The 16,665-nt window shown below is 71.4% G+C and carries 18 protein-coding genes; 7 read left to right on the top strand and 11 right to left on the bottom strand.

Features of this window, described 5'->3' with window-relative positions:
• Window position 1 precedes the first annotated feature (1 nt).
• Window positions 2-814 (top strand): MaoC family dehydratase, encoded by an 813-nt coding sequence (locus tag ABZO31_RS19060; protein WP_406862438.1) that lies wholly within the window; start codon window positions 2-4, stop codon window positions 812-814.
• On the opposite strand, the gene ABZO31_RS19055 is transcribed toward ABZO31_RS19060, so the two are convergent.
• The 6 genes from ABZO31_RS19055 to ABZO31_RS19030 all read right to left on the bottom strand — a co-directional run bounded on the left by ABZO31_RS19055 (window position 783) and on the right by ABZO31_RS19030 (window position 5,775).
• Window positions 783-1,436, bottom strand: coding sequence for a TetR/AcrR family transcriptional regulator (locus tag ABZO31_RS19055; RefSeq protein WP_406862437.1), 654 nt, complete (start codon window positions 1,434-1,436; stop codon window positions 783-785). The genes ABZO31_RS19060 and ABZO31_RS19055 overlap by 32 nt on opposite strands.
• 95 nt (window positions 1,437-1,531) lie before the next feature.
• Entirely contained in the window at window positions 1,532-2,851 is a 1,320-nt protein-coding gene (locus tag ABZO31_RS19050) for a dicarboxylate/amino acid:cation symporter (protein ID WP_406862436.1), read from the bottom strand.
• A gap of 335 nt (window positions 2,852-3,186) precedes the next feature.
• On the bottom strand, window positions 3,187-3,480 hold the full coding sequence (locus tag ABZO31_RS19045; RefSeq protein WP_406862435.1) for a DUF4229 domain-containing protein: 294 nt from the start codon (window positions 3,478-3,480) through the stop codon (window positions 3,187-3,189).
• An 89-nt stretch (window positions 3,481-3,569) separates the two neighbouring features.
• Window positions 3,570-4,094 carry a GNAT family N-acetyltransferase gene (locus ABZO31_RS19040; protein ID WP_406862434.1) on the bottom strand — a complete coding sequence of 175 codons (525 nt, stop codon included), beginning with the start codon at window positions 4,092-4,094 and terminating at the stop codon, window positions 3,570-3,572.
• A gap of 6 nt (window positions 4,095-4,100) precedes the next feature.
• Complete coding sequence (gene mqnE / locus ABZO31_RS19035) at window positions 4,101-5,264, bottom strand: aminofutalosine synthase MqnE (protein ID WP_406862433.1); 1,164 nt, start codon at window positions 5,262-5,264, stop codon at window positions 4,101-4,103.
• Between the two features lie 55 nt (window positions 5,265-5,319).
• Window positions 5,320-5,775 carry an Lrp/AsnC family transcriptional regulator gene (locus tag ABZO31_RS19030; protein ID WP_406862432.1) on the bottom strand — a complete coding sequence of 152 codons (456 nt, stop codon included), beginning with the start codon at window positions 5,773-5,775 and terminating at the stop codon, window positions 5,320-5,322.
• A 114-nt stretch (window positions 5,776-5,889) separates the two neighbouring features.
• Between ABZO31_RS19030 and ABZO31_RS19025 the strand changes: the two genes are divergently transcribed.
• Entirely contained in the window at window positions 5,890-6,027 is a 138-nt protein-coding gene (locus ABZO31_RS19025; protein WP_406862431.1) for a hypothetical protein, read from the top strand.
• Here the strand turns inward: ABZO31_RS19025 and ABZO31_RS19020 are convergent.
• Genes ABZO31_RS19020 through ABZO31_RS19010 form a run of 3 tightly spaced genes read right to left on the bottom strand, consistent with a single transcriptional unit; the run spans window position 6,024 to window position 9,093 of the window.
• On the bottom strand, window positions 6,024-6,713 hold the full coding sequence (locus ABZO31_RS19020) for a UbiX family flavin prenyltransferase (protein ID WP_406862430.1): 690 nt from the start codon (window positions 6,711-6,713) through the stop codon (window positions 6,024-6,026). The two genes, ABZO31_RS19025 and ABZO31_RS19020, sit on opposite strands and share 4 nt — an antisense overlap.
• A gap of 23 nt (window positions 6,714-6,736) precedes the next feature.
• Window positions 6,737-7,639: a menaquinone biosynthesis prenyltransferase MqnP gene (mqnP, locus tag ABZO31_RS19015; RefSeq protein WP_406862429.1), complete on the bottom strand. Its 903-nt coding sequence runs from the start codon at window positions 7,637-7,639 to the stop codon at window positions 6,737-6,739.
• Entirely contained in the window at window positions 7,636-9,093 is a 1,458-nt protein-coding gene (locus ABZO31_RS19010; protein ID WP_406862428.1) for a menaquinone biosynthesis decarboxylase, read from the bottom strand. The genes mqnP and ABZO31_RS19010 overlap by 4 nt, the downstream gene beginning before the upstream one ends.
• Window positions 9,094-9,182: 89 nt before the next feature.
• Between ABZO31_RS19010 and ABZO31_RS19005 the strand changes: the two genes are divergently transcribed.
• A complete protein-coding gene (locus ABZO31_RS19005; protein ID WP_406862427.1) occupies window positions 9,183-9,572 on the top strand; it encodes a PLD nuclease N-terminal domain-containing protein in 390 nt (129 codons plus the stop codon).
• Window position 9,573: 1 nt separating this feature from the next.
• Entirely contained in the window at window positions 9,574-10,467 is an 894-nt protein-coding gene (locus tag ABZO31_RS19000; protein WP_406862426.1) for a LysR family transcriptional regulator, read from the top strand.
• Here ABZO31_RS19000 and ABZO31_RS18995 read toward each other — a convergent pair.
• Window positions 10,361-11,299, bottom strand: a complete 939-nt coding sequence (locus ABZO31_RS18995; protein ID WP_406862425.1) for a DMT family transporter — start codon at window positions 11,297-11,299, stop codon at window positions 10,361-10,363. The two genes, ABZO31_RS19000 and ABZO31_RS18995, sit on opposite strands and share 107 nt — an antisense overlap.
• A 169-nt stretch (window positions 11,300-11,468) precedes the next feature.
• Here ABZO31_RS18995 and ABZO31_RS18990 point away from each other — a divergent pair, with 169 nt between their 5' ends.
• The 3 genes from ABZO31_RS18990 to ABZO31_RS18980 all read left to right on the top strand — a co-directional run bounded on the left by ABZO31_RS18990 (window position 11,469) and on the right by ABZO31_RS18980 (window position 16,088).
• Window positions 11,469-12,377, top strand: a complete 909-nt coding sequence (locus ABZO31_RS18990; protein ID WP_406862424.1) for an isopenicillin N synthase family dioxygenase — start codon at window positions 11,469-11,471, stop codon at window positions 12,375-12,377.
• Between the two features lie 109 nt (window positions 12,378-12,486).
• On the top strand, window positions 12,487-14,553 hold the full coding sequence (locus tag ABZO31_RS18985) for a hypothetical protein (protein ID WP_406862423.1): 2,067 nt from the start codon (window positions 12,487-12,489) through the stop codon (window positions 14,551-14,553).
• Between the two features lie 5 nt (window positions 14,554-14,558).
• Window positions 14,559-16,088 (top strand): hypothetical protein, encoded by a 1,530-nt coding sequence (locus ABZO31_RS18980; protein WP_406862422.1) that lies wholly within the window; start codon window positions 14,559-14,561, stop codon window positions 16,086-16,088.
• A gap of 6 nt (window positions 16,089-16,094) precedes the next feature.
• Here the strand turns inward: ABZO31_RS18980 and ABZO31_RS18975 are convergent, their stop codons facing one another.
• A complete protein-coding gene (locus tag ABZO31_RS18975) occupies window positions 16,095-16,628 on the bottom strand; it encodes an SRPBCC domain-containing protein (protein WP_406862421.1) in 534 nt (177 codons plus the stop codon).
• Between the last annotated feature and the right edge of the window lie 37 nt (window positions 16,629-16,665).

Below are 16,665 nucleotides of genomic sequence, written 5' to 3'. Positions count from 1 at the left end.
GATGCGTACCCTTCTCGCCCTCGCCGGCGCCGTCGCCGCCGGCCCCCTGAAGCGCCCCCACCCGGAGGCCCGGCTCCCCCAGGTCCGCCTGACCCGCGAGGTCACGGTGGACGAGCGCCGCCTCGCGCGGTACGCGGACGTCTGCGGCTTCTCCGGGCACGGAGACGCAACGGTCCCTCTCCCCTACCCCCACGTCCTGGCCTTCCCCCTGGCCATGCGCCTCATGAGCCGCCGCGACTTCCCGCTCCCGCTGCTCGGCCTCGTCCACACCTGGATCGCCGTCGAACGGCACGGGCCCGTCACCACGGCCGACCGCCTGCACCTCACCGTCCACGCCGAGTCGCTGGCCCCGCACCGCCGCGGCACCGAGATCACGATGACGACCGAGGCACGGGTCGCGGGCGAACTGGTCTGGGAGTCCCGCAGCGGCTACCTGGCGAGACACACCACCCGGCACGACGGAGCGGACCCGGCGCCCGCCGCACCACGACTCCCGGATGTCACCGAATGGCGCCTCCCGGCCGACCTGGGGCGCCGATACGGGTCGGTTTCCGGCGACCGCAACCCCATCCACCTGCACCCGCTCACCGCCCGTGCGTTCGGGTTCCCGAGGGCCATCGCGCACGGCATGTGGACGTTCGCGCGATGTCTGGCGGAGCACGACGGGGAACTCACCCGTGCACAGGCACAGTTCCGGGCCCCGGTCCTGCTGCCCGCCACGGTGACCTACGCGGCCGACGGCAGCGGCGCGTTCCGGCTGCGCTCGGGCGAGCGCGTACACCTCAGCGGGGAGACCAGCGCTCGCTCTGCATGAGATTGCCCAGGCCCGCCCAGGCGAAGTTCATCAGCGTCGCCGCCGACTCCCAGGCCGTCATCCCGGGCGTCTCGTTGGCCCAGATCGCCAGCGACTCCGCCGCGCCGACGAGGGCCTGGGACAGCCCGGCCACGTCCCGCTCGGCGAGCTCGGGGTCGCGGTCGGTCTGCCGGTGCGTCTCCTCGGCCGCGGCCCCGATGAGCGTGGCGACGTACGCCACGATCTCGTCCCGCAGCAGCGCCGCCTCCGCCGCGAACGGCTCCGTACGGGCCTGCCGGCTCAGCACCGCCCACCCGTCGGGGTTCTCCGCGGTGTGCGTGAAGAAGGCGAGCAGCCCGGCCCACAGCTGCTGGTCCGCCGGCAGCCCCGGCTCCACCGCGGACCGCACCGCGTCGAGCAGCGACTTCGTCTCGCGCCGGATACAGGCGACGAAGAGCTCTTCCTTGGAGTTCAGATAGAGGTACACCAGCGGCTTGGACACCCCCGCCAGCTCGGCAATCTCGTCCATGGACGCGGCCTGATACCCCCGCTGCCCGAACGTCTGCACGGCGGCGTCCATCATCTGCTGCTCGCGCACCGCCCGCGGCATCCGCTTGGCCCTCGCGCCGCCCACCTCGGACATCCTTCCGCCCCCACCTGCTCGTTCCCACTACGCCCAGAAGCGTACGTGCCCCCCGGCCGAATCAGGCCAGGGGGCACTCAGCGGATTTCAGCGGGTCAGGCCGCGACCGCGACCTTCTCCTCCGCGCCGACCGCGACCGGCTCGCGGTCGTCGATCGGGGAGGCGGAGGCGGAGGCGTACTTGTCCAGGTCCAGGATCTTCTCGCGGGCCGAGACGACCACCGGGACCAGCGCCTGACCGGCCACGTTCGTGGCGGTGCGGATCATGTCCAGGATCGGGTCGATGGCCATCAGGAGGCCGACGCCCTCCAGGGGGAGGCCCAGGGTGGAGAGGGTCAGGGTGAGCATGACCGTCGCGCCGGTGAGGCCGGCGGTGGCCGCCGAGCCGATGACCGAGACGAAGGCGATGAGCAGGTACTCCTTGATGCCCAGCTGCACGTCGAAGATCTGCGCGATGAAGATCGCGGCGAGGGCCGGGTAGATCGCGGCGCAGCCGTCCATCTTCGTGGTCGCGCCGAACGGCACGGCGAAGGAGGCGTACTCCTTCGGGACGCCGAGGCGCTCGGTGACGCGCTGGGTGACCGGCATGGTGCCGACGGAGGAGCGGGAGACGAAGGCCAGCTGGATGGCCGGCCAGGCGCCCTTGAAGAACTGCAGCGGGTTGACCTTGGCCACGAGCGCGAGCAGCAGCGGGTACACGCCGAACAGGACGAGCGCGCAGCCGATGTAGACGTCGGCGGTGAAGGTCGCGTACTTGCCGACGAGGTCCCAGCCGTACGTCACGATCGCCTTGCCGATGAGGCCGGCGGTGCCGATCGGGGCGAGGCGGATGACCCACCACAGGGCCTTCTGCAGCAGCTCCAGGACCGACTCGGAGAGGTTCAGGATCGGCTGGGCCTTCTCGCCGAGCTTCAGTGCGGCGATGCCGGCGACGGCGGCCATGAAGACGATCTGCAGGACGTTCAGCTCGGTGAACGGGGTGATGACGTCCGTCGGCACGATGCCGGTCAGGAAGTCGATCCAGCTGCCCTGGCTCTCGGGCGCCTTGCCGTCGGCGGGGGTGAGGCCGGTGCCGGCGCCGGGGTTGGTGATCAGGCCGATGCCCAGGCCGATCGCGACCGCGATCAGCGAGGTGATCATGAACCAGACGAGGGTCTGCGCGGCGAGGCGGGCCGCGTTGTTGACCTTCCGCAGGTTGGTGATCGACACCAGGATCGCGAAGAAGACGAGCGGTGCGACGGCGAGCTTGAGCAGCTGGACGAAGATGCCGCCGACCTGGGTCAGGGTCTCCTTCAGCCAGCCGATGTCCTGGCTGCGGGCGAGCCAGCCGAGCAGGACGCCGAGGACCAGACCGGCGACGATCTGGGCCCAGAACGGGATCTTCGGTATGCGCTTGGACGCGGACAACGGACACACTCCACAGGTGCGTTCAGGGGGAACGGAAGGCGGCGCCCGCGCACAGGGGGCGGCGCCGCTGCATGGCTGCCGGGGTCAGAGCTCGCGGCAACAGACCGCGGACATACAGCGGCACAGGTCGACGTGCAGGCGCGCCACGAGCGGGGTGCTCATGGCATCGGGGAGGCGCACTGCGGTCGTCATGCTCGTACGTTAACACTTGAACTTTGAGATCCTCAAAGCTGTTCTTTGAGAGGCGAGACGCCTCCAGCGCCTGCGAAACGCAGAACACCCCGGTCAGGGGCCTTCGAGGCTTTTGACCGGGGTGGGTGGGTGTGAGCTAACTTACGCGAGCTTTATGCCGCGTCCTCCTGCGAACGGGCCGCCTCCAGGCGTCCCTTCGCGCGGTCGACCTTGGCCACGATCTGCTCGGACATCGCGTCGCGCTGGCCGCGCAGCAGCACGAAGCTCAGCGGCGCGGAGATCACGATGGCGAGCAGCAGCACCCACAGCAGGTTGGAGTCGCCGAGGCCGCGCGGCAGCAGGCCGGCGTAGACCAGGCCCCACAGCGCGAAGAAGCAGCCGGCGAAGATGCCGAGCCGCATGAGGGTGTACCGGAGGGTCGCGGCGCCCGTGCCCTTGGCGGACATGACGGCCCCTTTCATTCGCTCGCTGGTCGTGGGCTCACTGGTCGTGCGCTCACTGTCTGCCCGACCAGTGAAGCACGTCCTGTTTTCGATCAATTGAGGGGGAGGAGCATGATGATGTCGTCCCGTTCGTCGCCCTCGGCCACCCGGATCGCGGCCGGGACGCGCCCGACCTCCTTGTAGCCGCAGGCCGCGTAGAACGTGTCCGCGCCCGTTCCGCCGCGACAGGTGAGGCGGATCGCGTCGATCCCCCCGAAGCCGCGGACCTCCCGCTCGACCGCGGCCATCAGGTCGCGCCCGTACCCCTTGCCCTGGTGGGAGGGGTGCACCATCACGGTGTACAGCCAGACCCAGTGGGTCATCAGCCGGTGGGTGTTGTACGTGACGAAGGCCGTCGCGGCGACCTCGCCGCCGGCGTCGTACCCGACGACCAGCCGGGTCCGCCCCTCCGCCATGGCCACGAGGTGGCTGACCAGGGAGGGGCGTATCTCCTCGGGCGTCACGGGCGGGACGAACCCGACCGCGCCGCCCGCGTTCGACACGTCGGCCCACAGCCGCAGGACGCCGTCCTTGAGGGCGGCGTCCACGGCGGGGTCCCGTTCGAAGCGCAGTGTCATGGACCGTCAGACCCGCATCGGCTGGGGCGACTCGCGCCGGTCGGCGTCCGAGCCCGGGTACTCGCGGATGACCTCGTACCGGGTGTTTCGCTCGACCGGACGGAAGCCGGCGTCCCTGATCAGCTCCAGGAGGTCGTCCCGGGTGAGCTTGTTCGGGGTGCCGTAGTTGTCGGCGTCGTGCGTGATCTTGTACTCGACGACCGAGCCGTCCATGTCGTCCGCGCCGTGCTGCAGGGCCAGCTGGGCGGTCTGCACGCCGTGCATGACCCAGAAGACCTTGACGTGCGGCACGTTGTCGAAGAGGAGACGGGAGACCGCGAAGGTCTTCAGGGCCTCGGCGCCGGTGGCCATCTGCGTCCGCGCCTGCAGGCGGTTGCGGACCTTGCCGTCCTGCATGTCGACGAAGTCGTGCTGGTACCGCAGCGGGATGAAGACCTGGAAGCCGCCGGTCTCGTCCTGGAGCTCGCGCAGCCGCAGCACGTGGTCCACGCGGTGGCGCGGCTCCTCGATGTGGCCGTAGAGCATGGTGCACGGGGTCTTCAGACCCTTCTCGTGCGCCAGGCGGTGGATCCGGGACCAGTCCTCCCAGTGGGTGCGGTGGTCCACGATGTGCTGGCGGACCTCCCAGTCGAAGATCTCGGCGCCGCCGCCGGTCAGCGACTCCAGGCCGGCGTCGATGAGCTCGTCGAGGATCTCGGAGGCCGACAGGCCGGAGATCGTCTCGAAGTGGTGGATCTCCGTGGCCGTGAACGCCTTGAGGGACACGTCCGGCAGGGCGGCCTTCAGCTCCCGCAGCGAGCGCGGGTAGTAGCGCCACGGGAGGTTCGGGTGCAGGCCGTTGACGATGTGCAGCTCGGTGAGGTTCTCGCTCTCCATCGACTTGGCGAGCTTGACCGCCTCCTCGATGCGCATCGTGTACGCGTCCTTCTCGCCCGGCTTGCGCTGGAACGAGCAGTACGCGCAGGAGGCGGTGCAGACGTTCGTCATGTTGAGGTGGCGGTTGACGTTGAAGTGGACCACGTCGCCGTTCTTGCGGGTCCGCACCTCGTGGGCCAGCCCGCCGAGCCAGGCGAGGTCGTCGGACGCGTAGAGCGCGATGCCGTCCTCGCGGCTCAGCCGCTCACCGGCGAGCACCTTCTGCTCCAGCTCCCGCTTGAGCCCAGCGTCCATGCGGCCGCCTCCCATTTCTCCGTTTTCAGGCCTCACCACCGTACTCTCCGGACCCTCACTCCTCCGGCGGCAGGTCCCCGACCCGGTTCTCCCACTTGGTGGAGAGCACGATCGTGGTGCGGGTGCGCGAGACGCCCTTGGTGCCGCTGAGGCGGCGGATCGTCTTCTCCAGGCCGTCGACGTCGTTGACGCGGACCTTGAGCATGAACGAGTCGTCGCCGGCGATGAACCAGCAGTCCTCGATCTCGGCGAGGTCCTTCAGCCGGCGGGCCACGTCCTCGTGGTCGGCGGCGTCGGAGAGCGAGATGCCGATCAGCGCCGTGACGCCGAGGCCGAGCGAGGCGGCGTCGACGGTGGCGCGGTAGCCGGTGATGACTCCCGCGGCCTCGAGGCGGTTGATGCGGTCGGTGACGGAGGGGCCGGAGAGCCCGACGAGCCGTCCGAGCTCGGCGTACGAGGCCCGGCCGTTCTCCCGGAGGGCCTGGATGAGCTGCCTGTCCACGGCGTCCATAGGTCTGAAGCCTTCCATTGTCCAGCGATACCGCGAGTTTAGGTATAGAATCTAAGGTACACAGGGGTCGACGCCCTGTGAATCTTTCATCCGATCAAAGACGATCTTTCAGGAGTGGTGTTCACCGTGTACACGATCGAGATGGCCTACGCCCGTATGCGCGAGCTGCAGGACCTGGCCAACCGCTCGCGTGCCCACCAGCCGACCGCCTTCCGCCGCACGCTGAAGAAGCGCGCGGCCAAGAAGCGCTAGTCCGTACGGGAGCCTCCCCCCAGCTCCCCCTTCCACCGGCGGTACAGCTCGTGCGGCACCCCTGCCGCGTCGAGCGCCCGCCCGGCGACGAAGTCCACCAGATCCTGGATGTGCGTCGCCCCCGCGTAGAACGCCGGAGAGGCGGGCAGCACCACGGCGCCCGCCTCGTCCAGCGTCACCAGGTGCTTCAGCGTCTGCCCGTTCAACGGGGTCTCCCGCACCGCGACCACCAGCGGCCGCCGCTCCTTCAGCATCACGCTCGCCGCCCGCTGCAGCAGGTCCTTCGACAGGCCGAGCGCCACGCCCGCCACCGCGGCCGTCGACGCGGGCACGATCAGCATCCCCTTCACCGGGTACGAGCCCGAGGACGGCCCCGCGGCCAGGTCCCCGGCCGCCCAGTACCGCACCCCCGACACGTCCGTGTGGAAGGTGTCCGGCTTCCCGTCCGCGCCCCGCGCCAGCCAGGTCGCGAGGTCCTCGCGCCAGTGCGCGTCCCGGAACGCGATCCCGGTCTCGTCGAGCAGCGTCAGCCGCGAGGCCCGTGAGACCACCAGGTCCACGCTCTCCCCCGCCGCCAGCAGCCCGCGCAGCACGGCGGCGGCGTACGGCGTCCCGGACGCCCCGGACACTCCGACCACCCAGGGCCGACGCTTCTCCCCCGCCTGCTGATCCACTTCCCGCTCCACGCCGACGAGCCTATCCGGCACGACTACAGGGTGAGCCCGCGCACCAGCAGGTCCAGCAGGGCGCACACGAAGAGAGTGATGCCGATGAAGCCGTTCGTGGTGAAGAACGCCCGGTCGAGCTTCGACAGGTCGTGCGGCTTCACGATCGTGTGCTCGTAGCAGAAGGCCACCACGACGATCACCAGGCCGATCCAGAAGAACAGCCCCGCGTCCGTCGCCAGCGCGTACCAGACCAGCAGCGCCGTGGTCACCGCCGCCGAGGCCCGCGCGCCCCACAGCGCCGCCGGGACGCCGAAGCGGGCCGGCACCGACATGACGCCCTGCGCGCGGTCCGCCTGCACGTCCTGGCAGGCGAAGATCAGGTCGAAGCCGCCGATCCAGATGCCGACCGCGAGCCCCAGGATCACCGCGTCCCACGACCACGAGCCGGTCACCGCCAGCCAGGCCCCGACCGGGCCCATCGCCTGGGCGAGGCCCAGGATCGCGTGCGGGAAGTTCGTGAACCGCTTCCCGTACGGGTAGACCACCATCGGCACCACGGCCAGCGGCGCGAGCGCCAGGCACAGCGGGTTCAGCAGCGCCGCCGCGCCCAGGAAGACGACGACCGCGATGCCCGCCCCGGTCCACGCCGAGCGCACCGACACCGCGCCGGTCACCAGCTCGCGGTTCGCGGTGCGCGGGTTCCGGGCGTCGATCTCCCGGTCGATGATCCGGTTGCAGGCCATCGCGAAGGTCCGCAGGCCCACCATGCACACGGTGACCAGGAACAGCGTCCACCAGTGGATCTTCCGGTCCAGCTGGAACATCGCGGTGAGCGAGGCGATGTAGGCGAAGGGCAGCGCGAAGACCGAGTGCTCGATCATCACCAGGCGCAGGAACGCCTTCGTACGCCCCGGCTGCGCGCCGGGTACGGCCGCGGTGGTCACAGGCCGTACTCCTTCCAGCGACGGTCCACGAGCGCGGCCGTCGCCGGGTCCGACTCCACCATGTCCGGCCAGCCGCCGTCCCGGGTGTAGCCCTCCTCGGGCAGCTTCCTCGTCGCGTCGACGCCCATCTTGCCGCCCCAGAACTGCTGGTACGAGGCGTGGTCGAGGTGGTCGACCGGGCCCTCGGTGATCAGCACGTCGCGCGCGTAGTCGACGTTGCCGAAGGCCCGCCAGGACACCTCGTGGTAGTCGTGCACGTTGCAGTCCGCGTCGACGACCACGATCAGCTTCTCCAGGGAGAGCATGTGGGCGCCCCAGATCGCGTTCATGACCTTCTGCGCGTGCTTGGGGTACTTCTTGTCGATCGAGACGATGATGCAGTTGTGGAAGCCGCCGGACTCGGGCAGGTGGTAGTCCACGATGTCCGGGACGATGATCTTCAGCAGCGGCAGGAAGAACCGCTCCGTGGCCCGGCCCAGCGGACCGTCCTCGGTCGGCGGCCGGCCGACCACGATCGACTGCAGCAGCGGGCGCTTCCGCATCGTGACGCAGTCGATCTTCAGCGCGGGGAACGGCTCCTGCGGCGTGTAGAAGCCGGTGTGGTCGCCGAACGGGCCCTCCGGCAGCATCTCGCCGGGATCCAGCCAGCCCTCGAGCACGACCTCGGCGTCGGCCGGCACCTGCAGCGGCACGGTCTTGCAGTCGACCATCTCGACCCGCTTGCCCTGCAGGAAGCCCGCGAACAGGTACTCGTCGATGTCCTCCGGCAGCGGCGCCGTGGACGCGTACGTGACCGCCGGCGGCGCGCCGAAGGCGATGGCGATCGGCAGCTTCTCGCCGCGCCGGGCGGCCACCTGGTAGTGGTTGCGGCTGTCCTTGTGGATCTGCCAGTGCATGCCGATGGTGCGCTTGTCGTGGCGCTGCAGGCGGTAGAGGCCGAGGTTGCGGATGCCGTTCTCGGGGTGCTTGGTGTGCGTCAGGCCCAGGTTGAAGAACGAGCCGCCGTCCTTAGGCCAGGTGAAGAGGGCCGGCAGCCTGTCCAGGTCCACGTCGTCGCCGGTGAGCACGACCTCCTGCACGGGGGCGTTCTCGGACTTCACCTTCTTCGGCGGTACGTGCGCCATCGCGCCGAGCTTGCCGAAGGCCTCGCGCACCCCGATGAAGCCCTTGGGCAGTTCGGGCTTGAGCAGTCCGGCGACCTTGTCGCTGATCTCGTCGTACGACTTCAGGCCGAGCGCCTTCAGCAGCCGGCGGTCGGTGCCGAACACGTTCATGGCCAGGGGCATCGAGGAGCCCTTGACGTTCTCGAAGAGCAGGGCCGGTCCCCCGGACTTCTGGACCCGGTCGACGATCTCCCCTACTTCCAGGTAGGGGTCGACTTCGGCCTTGATGCGCTTGAGGTCGCCTTCGCGCTCCAGCGCCCGGAGCAGCGAGCGGAGATCGTCGTAAGCCATAGGGGCAAGTATCGGTCACGGGCTAGTCTGGAGCTGTCACCGGGGCCGTACGAACACGTCCCGCCATCGCTTCCAGGGGGCTGTCCCGCATGCTCAGGGCGTTGATGTACATCCTGCCGATCGCACTGACGATCTACGCCGTGATCGACTGCCTCAACACCCCCGAGGACGAGGCCCGGCACCTGCCGAAGATCGCCTGGATCTTCATCATCCTGCTCTTCTGGATCGTCGGCCCGATCGCCTGGTTCGCCGCCGGCAAGATGCGCCGCGCGCCCGCCGGGGGCCGTACGCCGTCGGAGTGGCACCGCAACCACCGGAACGAGTGGGTCGCGCCCGACGACAATCCCGAGTTCCTGAAGTCCCTGCGCGACGAGAACAAGAAGGACGAGTCGCTCCTCAAGGACTGGGAGGCGGACCTGCGCCGCCGCGAGGAGGAGCTGAAGAAGCGGGACCAGGGCGAGGACGGCGAGAAGTCCTGACATGGAGTTGCGGCTCCTGGTGACCTTCGAGAAGGTCGCCGCCGTCCTGTCCTTCACCCGTGCCGCCGCGGAGCTGAAGTACGCGCAGTCCAGCGTGACCGGCCAGATCCGTTCGCTGGAGTCCTCGCTCGGCGTGGAACTGTTCGAACGGCTCGGCAGCCGGATCCGGCTCACCGAGGCCGGGGAGCGGCTGCTGCCGTACGCCCGGCGGATCATCGAGCTGAACGAGGAGGCGCGCGCCGCGGTCGCCGGACCCGACGAGCCGGCCGGGACGATCGCCGTCGGCACGATGGAGTCGCTGACCTCGTACCGGCTGCCGCCGCTGCTGGAGCTGTTCCACCACCGCTACCCGAAGGTGCGGCTGACGCTGCGGCCCACGCTGGGCGACGAGACCCGGCAGGCGCTGCTCCAGGGCACGTACGACCTGGGCTTCCTGATGGAACGGGAGACGGAGCATCCGGGCCTGGAGGTGGAGGTCCTCGCAAAGGAGCCGCTGGTGCTGGTGGCGGCGCCGGGGCATCCGCTGGCGGGGCGGGCCGGGCTGACGGACGCGGACGTGGCCGGGGCGACGCTGGTGGGTCCGGAGCCGGGCTGCGCGTACCGGGACGGGTTCGAGGGGGCGCTGGCCGGGCTGGGGCCGCAGTTCATGGAGTTCGGCACGATCGAGGCGTCGAAGCGGGCCGTGGCGAGCGGTCTCGGGCTCGCGCTGCTGCCCCGGATCACCGTCTCCGAGGAGCTGGCGTCCGGGGCGCTGGCGGCGCTCGACTGGGCGGCGCCGTTCACGCTGTTCACGCAGATCGCGTGGCGGCGGGGGAAGCAGCTGCCGGAGCACGTCCGGCTGTTCGTGGAGCAGACCCGGCGACTGCTGCGGGAGCAGGCTTCGCCGCGAGGGTGACCTTGAGGCCGGCCAGGACGATCAGCGGGACGCCGAGGGCCTGGACGAGGCCGATGTGGTGTCCGTACACGGCCCAGTCGGCGAACATCGCGACGGCCGGGTAGGTGAAGGCCAGGACGGCGATCTTGGCGGTGGGCAGCTTGGCGTAGGCCGAGTACATCAGCACGTACATGAGGCCGGTGTGGATCAACCCGAGGCCGGCGAGCCAGCCCCAGCCGGCGCCGAGCCGAGCCGCCGCGCCGAAGTCGGCGAAGGGCAGGAGCAGCGGGAGGCCGACGAGGACCTGCACGAGGGCGATCAGATGCGGCTTGACGCCGGTGATCCGCTTGGTGACGACGGTGGACAGGGCGTAGAGGACGGCGGCGGCGAGGGCGAGCCCGAGGCCCTTCAGCGAGGCGGTGTCGCCGGGCCGGACGCCCGACACGAGGACCAGCCCGGCGAAGGCGACGGCGAGCCAGCCGAACTTGGCGGCGGTGATCCTCTCCCGGAACAGCACCGCGCCGAGCAGCACCAGGAAGAACGGCTGGGTGTGGTAGACGACGGTGGCGAGGGAGATCGAGGCCGCCTCGTACGCCTCGAAGAGGAACACCCAGTTGAAGACGATGAACACGCCTCCGAGCGCGGCGAGTCCGAGCTTCTTCGGGGTGAAGCCGTGCCCGGTGAAATAGCCGCGGGCGAGGCTGTACGCGCCGAGGGCCGCGGCCCCGAAGAGGCACCGGAAGAACACGACGTCGAAGGCGTTCGCGCCGGACTCGACGACGAAGATGCCGAGGGTGCCGGAGAGCACCATGGCGAGGGTCAGTTCGAGGGTTCCCCTGGTCTCGTTTGTCATGCCGACGACGTTACGAACGGGCGGCCCGGCCGGTCCACGGGCCAGTGGGGCGTCCTCCCGATGGGGTCATCGGCCGGGCCGATGGGGTGCGGACGGCCGGGTCGATGGGCTGTCGGCGGCCGGGGCGGGGAAGGCTGATCGGGACCGCCACCGAGGGAAGGACACGGCGATGGGCGAGGCGACTCTTCCGCTGATCGATCTGGGCCGGGAGCCCGTGGGGCAGCTGGCCGCGGTCGACCGGGGACTGAGGGAGGCCGGGTTCCTGCTGGTCGCCGGGCACGGCGTGGATCCGGGGCTGGGGGCGGCGATCCGGGAGGCGGCGCGGGAGTTCTTCCTGCTGCCGGCCGAGGTGAAGGAGCCGTACGCGGTGAAGGTCGGCGGCCGGGGCTGGCTGGGTCCGGGCGCTGAGGCCAACGGGTACGCGGAGGGCACCGTGACCCCGCCCGATCTGAAGGAGTCGCTGTCCTTCGCGGCCGACAAGCCGACCGGGAACCCGGTGGTGGACGCCGAGTGGTTCCTGCCGAACGCCTGGCCTTGCGAGGTGCCGGAGCTGCGGCCCCTGGTGGAGACGTATCTGCGGCAGATGCGGGAACTGTCCGACCGGATCCTGGACCTGCTCGGCACCGCGCTCGGTGAGGACGCCGACTTCTTCACCCGTCACACCCACCACCCCACCTTCGGTTTCAACGTGAACTGGTACCCGGGCCGGGAGCGGCTCGGCGAACCGGAGCCGGGACAGTTCCGGATCGGCCCGCACACCGACTTCGGCACCGTGACCGTGCTCGACCGGCAGGCCGGCAAGGGCGGACTGCAGGTGTACACGGACGCCGGCGGCTGGCAGGACGCGCCGTACGACCCGGCCGCGTTCACCGTCAACATCGGGGATCTGATGGCGCGCTGGACGGGCGGGCGGTGGCGCTCGGGCCGGCACCGGGTGCTGCCGCCGCCGGCCGACGCGCCGGAGGAGGAGCTGATGTCGCTGGTGTACTTCTACGAGTGCGATCCCGGCACCACCATCCACGGCCTCGAGTCGCACGGCTATCTGCGCGCGCAGCTCGACGCGATCACAACCGGGTGACAAGTCGTGCACGCTCTGTGCGAAACCTTGGCGTGTTCCCAACACCCGGTCGATAAAGTGGACTTGACGCTGTGGCGGGGGATGTTCGCAGGACACCGGGGGTCGGTTGGTGGACAGAGAGCTGTACGGCCGCGAGGCAATACTGGCGGAATCCGGGCTCGCCGCCCGGCTGATCGGCCTCAGCCCGTACGGTTTCGCCCGCGTGCCGTTCGAGCACGGCGACGACCCACCGGTCACCGTCTTCACCGGCGGCCGCGGCATGGGCAAGACCGCGCTGCTCAAACAGCTCCGCAACGCCTACCGGGAGGCCACCCCGCTCGCGCTGCTCGACTGCGCGCGCCTGGAGCCGCCCGCGGACCACGGCCCCGGCTGGAACCCGCTCACCGGCGCGCTCGGCGAACTGGCCGTCCAGCTGTCGCCGAGGGTGCACGCGGCGAAGCCGGTGCAGTTCCCGCGGCTGTCCCTCGGGCTCGTCGCCGTCGCCTCGATCAGCTGGGCGCAGGACGACGACGAGCGGGCCCGGCGTGATCTGCAGCGGCTCGGGCCGGTGCTGGCCACCGTCGACGCCACCAAGGGCGCGGCGACGACCTGGGTCACCAAGGTCCTGTCGAAGCTGGCCGCCCGCGCCGCCGAGACCAGCAGCGTGCCGATGGCCGGACTGCTCGCCGAGGCGACCGTGGAGACCGTCCTGGAGGAGGTGTTCGGCCGCTTCCAGCAACGCGCCGACTCCTTCTACGGCGCCTACCGCAACGCCGGCGGCCGCGGCCGCGCCGGGCTGCAGCAGCTCGCCGTGGACTTCGAGCAGGGCGGCCGGCGCCGCCGCGAGGCCGAGGACTTCCTCGTCGGCGCGCTGGTCGAGGACCTGGGCCGCGCGTACACCGGGCTCACCCAGGTCGGCACCCGTCGCGGCCGGCCCGTCCTGCTGCTCGACAACGCGCACGACCCGCTCGGCCGCCGGCTGCTCGAACCGCTGCTGCGGGCCCGCGCCGACGGCCGCCGCGACAAGGTCGTCGTCCTCGCCGCCTCCCGCGTCCACGAGCACGAGACGCTGCGGCACGCCACCCGGCTGCGGCTGCCGGAGACGGCGCACCGCGCGCCCTGCCCGCGCGGCACGGACGTCACCTCCGGCATCCTCGCCGTCGGCCTCACCCCGCTCTCCCCCGCCCAGACGCAGTCCGCGTTCGACCGGCTCGACCCGGCCGGCCGCACCCCCGCCGACCTGGCCCGCGGCGTCCACCGGCTCACCGGCGGCCGCCCCCTCGGCGTCGCGCTGCTCGGCCGGGCCGCCGCCGAGGCCCCCGCCGCGCAGCGGGCCGCGCTCACCCCCGCCGCCCTGCTCGACCTGACCGTCGAACTGCGCGAGGACAGCGCGCCCGTGCCCGTCGCCGCGACGCTGCTCAAGGCGCTCCTTCCGCAGGTCCGGCGCGGCCCGCTCGCGGTGCTCGCCGCCGCCCACGACGAGGACTCGGCCCGGATGCTGGCCCGCACCCGGCTGCGCGCCGAGGCCCCGGACGGCGACCTCGTCCTCGCGGTCCGCGACCGGCTGCGCGCCGAGGACTGGCCCGAGGGCCGGGAGCACTTCGTGGCCGACCCGCTGCTGCGGGCCCTGCTGCTGCACCGGCTGCGCTTCCACGACGGCGACGCGCCCGCGTACGCGACCTGGCGGGCCGTCCACGAGACCCTGCGCCAGTACTACGGGCCGGCGCCGGACCCGTACCGGCTCCACCACGACCTGGCGCTCGGCCGCACCGAGGAGGCCGTGACCCACCTGCGGGTCACGTTCCCCGCGCCGGACGTGCACGGCTGGCTGCGGCGGCTGCGGTTCCTCGCCGACGCGCCGTACCCGCGCGAGCAGCAGCGCCCCGGTCCCGACCCGCGCCGGGCGATCGCGCTGGGCCGCGAACCGGCCGGGCCGCTGCCGGGCGGCCTCGACGACGAGGACGTCGAACTGCACCTGTGCCTCGGGCGGCTGCTGCACGCACTGTGGCTGCTGGCCGACCCGCTCGCGCTGCCCGACGACGACGTGGCCGACAAGCTGGCGCACGAGCTGCGCCAGCTGTCCGGGCGGCACCTCACCGGCAACAGTCCGCTCTGGGACGCGGCCACCCACTGGCCGAGGGACATCCGCGCCTGGCGGACGGTCGCCGTCCCGCCCGGCCGGGAGGACGGAGTCTGACGACCATGCCCCACCGTCTGCGCTACCGCGTCTTCTACACCACGCGTCAGAAGATCGTCACGTCCGCGCTCGCGCTGATCGTGCTGACCGCGGCCGTCGTCTGGGCCGTCGACCGGGCCACCACTCCGGAGGACCGTTCCTGCGCCCCGGGCGTCGAGCGGCCCGCCGGCAGCACCGAGTGCATCGGCGTCAACGGCGACGGCCACACCTTCGGCGTCCCCACGCTCGCGAAGGCCGCGGCCGCGATCGCCCGCGAGAACAAGACCCTCAGGCCCGACACGTACGCCACGGTCGCGCTGCTGCTGCCGCTGAGCTCGCCGGACCCCGGCACTCGGATCAAGGTGCTGCACGAGATACAGGGCGCGTACGCCTACCAGTGGCGCGCCAACCACGCCTCCAACGACCAGACCCCGAAGATCCGCCTGGTCCTCGCCAACACCGGCAGGAACAACGCGCAGTGGAAGCCCGTCGTCGAGAGGCTGAAGGCGATGACCGGCGCCCCCGACCGGCTGCGCGCCGTCTCCGGCGTGGCGACCAGCTCCACCCCCGTACGGGAGGCGGTGACCGCGCTGACCAAGGCGGGCATCGCCGTCGTCGGCACCACCATCACCGCCGACGACCTCGCCAACGGCCCCGGCCGCACCCCCTTCCCCGGACTCGCCCGGGTCTCCCCCACCAACGGCGACGAGGCCAGGGCGCTGGCCCACTTCGGGAAGGTCGACGCGGCCAAGGCGCTGCTCGTCCAGGACACCCGCTCCGGCGACCACTACACCGACACCCTGAAGGCCGCGTTCGCCACGTCCCTCAAGGGCGCCCCGTACGAGCCGCAGCTGTTCACCTCGCCGCCGGACCCGACCGACGAGGGCACCACCGCCAACACCTTCCGCCAGATCACCCATCTGATCTGCGACACCCGCGCCGAGACGGTGTTCTTCGCCGGCCGTCACACCCAGCTGCGGCAGTTCATCAACGCGCTCGGCCACCGCGGCTGCGCCGAGCGCCGCTTCACCGTGCTGACCGGCGACGAGGGCTCGTACCTGGGCGCGGACGGGCGGCTCGACCGGGACGCCCTGAAGGCCCGGCTGACGGTGCGGTTCGCGTCCCTCGCCCACCCGGACGCCTGGACGCCGGCGCCCGGCCGGCCGGTCCCGGCGGCGGGCGGCTCGACGACGGACTACAACCGGTTCCTGGCGGACCTGACGGCCGCGGAGGCGGAGCCGGCGCTGCAGGACGGGCAGGCGATCGTCGCGTACGACGCGATGGCGACGGCCGTGCACGCGATCCGGCAGGCCACCGGCGAGGGGCGGCACTACCCGGCGCTCGCCGACGTGCCGACGCAGTGGCCGCAGGTGAAGGGCTCGCTGCGGGTGCGCGGGGCGAGCGGCTGGATCTGCCTGGACAACCACGGCAACCCGTACGACAAGGCGGTGCCGATCGTGGAACTCGCCCCGGACGGCTCGCAGCGCTTCGTGCAGCTCGCCTGGCCGGAGGGGCGTCCGCCGGCCGCGGACTGCCTGCCGCCGAAGCGGGACTGACAGGCCCTACGGCTCCCACTTCGGCCAGGGCGCCTCGTCCCGCTCGTACAGGTCGCGCAGCTGCTGCCAGCGCTCGGCGGTCCACAGCCGCCAGTCCGTCGGCTGCCCGTCCAGGGCCCGCGCGAGCCGTTCGAAGTGGTCGTGCCAGCCGGCCAGCGTGTCCAGCTTCTCGTCGTGGGTGCCGTGGAACGCGTTGGTGAAACGCAGCACGGTCGACGCGCCGCGGGGACCCTGTTCCAGATGGAACCGGATCCGGCCGTGCGGCGGGTCGACCGTGTACTCGGCCACCACCTCCGGGTCCCAGGCGGTCACCCGCCCCGAGACGACGGTGGGCCCGTTGAGCCAGCGCAGCGTCACCGCCCCGCCCAGCCGTGGCTCCAGCGGGTCCGCCGCGCAGAGCCACTGCGGCAGGCCCTCCGGTGTGGCGACGGCCGCCCAGACCGCGATCCGCGGGTGCGGCAGGTCCAGGGTGAACCTCAGGGTGTGCTCGTCGCCGTGCTGCGTCGTGCCGATGCCGTGAGAGATCGCCTGGGTGGTCATACCTCCAGCGTCGCGCGGCGGCCCGGGGAACGCGAGC

This window comes from Streptomyces solicamelliae, assembly GCF_045348655.1.
In the GTDB taxonomy this organism is placed as follows: domain Bacteria; phylum Actinomycetota; class Actinomycetes; order Streptomycetales; family Streptomycetaceae; genus Streptomyces; species Streptomyces solicamelliae.
The sequence above is the reverse complement of the archived record's forward strand: the minus strand, read 5'-3'. Positions and strand labels throughout refer to the sequence as shown.